Source organism: Pseudomonas rossensis, from assembly GCF_039888995.1.
Classification (GTDB): domain Bacteria; phylum Pseudomonadota; class Gammaproteobacteria; order Pseudomonadales; family Pseudomonadaceae; genus Aquipseudomonas; species Aquipseudomonas rossensis.
This window is the reverse complement of the sequence record NZ_JBBWCB010000258.1, coordinates 1-3,257: the sequence shown is the minus strand read 5'-3', so window position 1 is coordinate 3,257 and position 3,257 is coordinate 1. Positions and strand designations below refer to the sequence as shown.

Annotated in this window: 3 protein-coding genes; all 3 read left to right on the top strand. The window is 57.9% G+C overall.

Translation table 11 applies throughout. The features are described from left to right. Positions 1-560, top strand: a 560-nt coding sequence (locus WLY71_RS30130) for a DUF4123 domain-containing protein (RefSeq protein ID WP_347806484.1), incomplete at its 5' end; no start/stop codon positions are given. Continuing rightward, positions 557-1,447 carry a toxin VasX gene (locus tag WLY71_RS30125; protein WP_347806483.1) on the top strand — a complete coding sequence of 297 codons (891 nt, stop codon included), beginning with the start codon at positions 557-559 and terminating at the stop codon, positions 1,445-1,447. The genes WLY71_RS30130 and WLY71_RS30125, both read left to right, overlap by 4 nt. A gap of 33 nt (positions 1,448-1,480) precedes the next feature. Further along, positions 1,481-3,250 (top strand): hypothetical protein, encoded by a 1,770-nt coding sequence (locus WLY71_RS30120; RefSeq protein ID WP_347806482.1) that lies wholly within the window; start codon positions 1,481-1,483, stop codon positions 3,248-3,250. The last annotated feature ends 7 nt before the right edge of the window (positions 3,251-3,257 follow it).

Below are 3,257 nucleotides of genomic sequence, written 5' to 3'. Positions count from 1 at the left end.
CGGTCACTCCGAACAAAGGACTGCTACTGCTTGATGGTGCTCAGTATGAAGACGCTATCGATTGGCTTCACCAGCACTATGGCGCAGACGCTCCTCAATCGCTTTTCAAGGGGACCGCTTACGAGCCGATTGGCGCAGCGGGGCCATTTCTGCTGAATGCCTCGCTTGGCAGCGCAGCCTACGCCGCATGGTGGGGCGGCTCCGACTTGCAACACGGTGTTTGGCTGGCTTCTCCACAGAGCGCTCAACAATGGCTACCGATCCTGCAACGTCGCTTGCGCATTTTTGATGAACACCAGCGAGAGTTATGGCTGCGCCTGGCGGATGGCTCGGTTCTGCTCCGCGCCTGGTTGGCCGGCGTGCAATGGCCAACAGGCTTTTGGTACGGCGTGGAAAGCGTCTGGCTACGCCATCGCAACGCGCCAGTGTGCGCTTGGGAGAACCAGGCGCCGGAATTCGACTCAGCACCGGCCAATAAAGGTCTGACGGCGCAAATCACCCTGCCTGAGACGCTTCTGCATGCGCTGAGCCTTCCAGCCAACCCGGAGACAAACCCATGAGCGCCCAAAACAACATCCGCGTTGGAACGTGCCCGCTGTTCGCCGCCGTTTTGCCGCTGCGATACGCCCTCGGCCCAACCGTTGCAGTCGATACCGATGCCTACGACTTGCCTGCGTTGAACGGCTCGTTTCCCGAGTTGGGGCCTCGGCATCCTGACTTGACCGGGCATGTGCTCAATTACACCTCGCGTTTGTTGCGCGACGGTTGGCTCTATGTCTGGGAGAGCAGTCCACCCAAGTTGGTGGAGTATCAGATCGAAAAAGCTCAGCTCACCCAAACCCCGCGTGCGGGCAGGGTAATCGACACCCGAGTCAAACCCCATCTGGTGTTAAGAGCTGGCGACCCTGCCGGGTTGGTCTGGTCGCCCGTTCGCTGGAGTGAAGCGCAATACCAGGCCGCCAGAAAAGACCCAACGGTGCGCCAGCGCATCATGCGCAGTTTTGTTCCGGGTGTTGCGCCGTTCAGTGGCAAGGTTGACACCGTCGCCAAGCAAATTGGTGAATACAACGATGCGACGAGCTATGGCTGGAGCGCGGAGCCCGAGACGGAGCACGCACCCGACTGGTTGAAAGTGTTAAAGCAGATGAAGGCTTGCGAGCAACAGACCTATGCGGTCATTGATGACGCCTGGGGCGTGCTACTCGACCTTGCCGCGCTGATGCGTGTGCGTAAAGAAGCATTCGACAGTTACCAGGAACATCACGCTGAAACGTGGGCGATGGCCAGTGTCATCAAGTCACTGAGTGAAGGCGACCGCCAACTGAGCGCACAGTTGCCGTCCATCACCCGCTATGACGAACTCCAGCAGGCGTGGAAAGATCAAGAGATCCAAAACAATCGGTATACCGCCGACACGCGGCGTCTGGCCCAACTCTGGGTGGCGTAATTCAACACCCTGCAAGTGACTGGCCCGTCGAGCATGGACACGGCTTGCGGCCATTTCGACATTACCCAGTCGATGGCGCGTGAGGCACTGGAATTGCATTTCGCGGCGGCTTGCCTGGGGCCGGCCAGCACCAGCGTTGGGGCCGAGGCCATTACCCTCAGCCTGGAAGGTGACAAGACCGGTAAGCCATGGTTGCTTTGGGCATTGCTTGGGTTGCCGTCACGGCTGGGTGTAGGCGAAATCAAATACCTAGTGGACGTCAGTGATGTGGCCCGCGACAACACCGCTTCCCTGCAAGAGGGCGCCAGCAAACTCGCCAGAGCCTTTGGTTATGCCGATGCGTTGAACAAGACCGCCGACAAACTGAAGCAACACAAGCCGGCCTCAAGCATTGAGGCCCTATTTCTGTCCATTGCCCCGGTGGCAGGGTTGCAATTGCATCAGGGTGAAAAGGGCACTGGTGCGGCAGGGCGTTTGTACATGGCGGCAGCGCTGGCCCGCAGCGACCAGCGCATCCAGACCTCGGGCGTTACATCGCGTCAGCTGGGCGAGTGGTACAGCGATTTGATGGGGACTCGCCAGTCAATGCCCGCGCATTTGAGTGTTACACCGCTGGCCAGCGGGGTGGCTGACGGTATCCCGTTCATGCATTTGGTCCCGGCCAGCACCAAGCTGCCACCGTTGCCGGTGAATCTGGCTGCGGGGGTTGAGCTGAGCGGAGTGTTTGATTTGAAAGGCGTGCTGAGTAAAGCGCCGATCAAGTCGATTGTGACGCTGGTGGCGGGGGGGAGTTTTGTTTGGGCGAGTAGTACGTTTTTTGACGGCACTACAACCAAAAACCTTACTGGGATGATTGGTAGTGCAGTAGGTGTCGCTGCTGCAACCGCAGCCGTACTTCAGCGAGTCGCAGAGGTTGACTGGGCTTCGGCTGTTCGTCAAAGCGGTAGTACCTCTATTTCATCTCGTCTCCTTTTGGTTAAAGCGTTGGGTCGCGCCGCAAATGCTGCTCTGGCACAAGGTGCTTTTCTTGCCTTCGACGTCGTGCACTATGGGATAGATGCCTTTGAGGCCTACAAAGCGGGCGACTTCGACACCATGGTCGCGAACTTGGCCGTGGTTGGCGCTTCGCTGGCCAGTATCAAAATCCAGGTCCAGGCCTTCCGTGCACTAAGAGTTGCCCGGGCTGCTGTGATAGCCGGGGATGCGGCGACTATTGCCAGGGGACTCAATGTAGTGCCTCACTTGGGGGCGAAAATACTAGGCCTTGCGGTTGTAATTGTGGGCGGGGTCATCGCCCGTCTTTATACCGCGGACTCGCCGCTGGAAAAATGGGTGAAAAACAGCCGCTTTGGTATCCGTCCGGACGACACTTGGTCCCACAGCTATAGCCTGTCCATGGATGAGCTGTACCCCGTCCTGTTTCCCATAAGTTTTGATGCCTTCCGACTGTCAGAGATGAACCCTTATCAAGGCCAAGTCACTTCCACGTATCTGATGCTAAAACTACCGGGGGAAAACGTGCCGTTGACCGATGCAATGATTCACTTCAAGGGCATCGAAATTTGGGGCGATACGCTCGGCTATCACGGCGACCAAATCAAAAAGGTCGAATGGACGGGCAAAGACTTTGCCCGACATAGCGGCACCCGTATTTCTATACCTGCTGGCCTCACCCCTTACCGCCGTGTGTACCATGAGGATGGTGTACGGGACGTGCGGTGTATCGAGGGCGAGTTGATCTATTCCCCACAAGACGGACTGACGCTGCCAGCTGTCAAAATCATGGAGCGAGCATGGGTATGAATACACC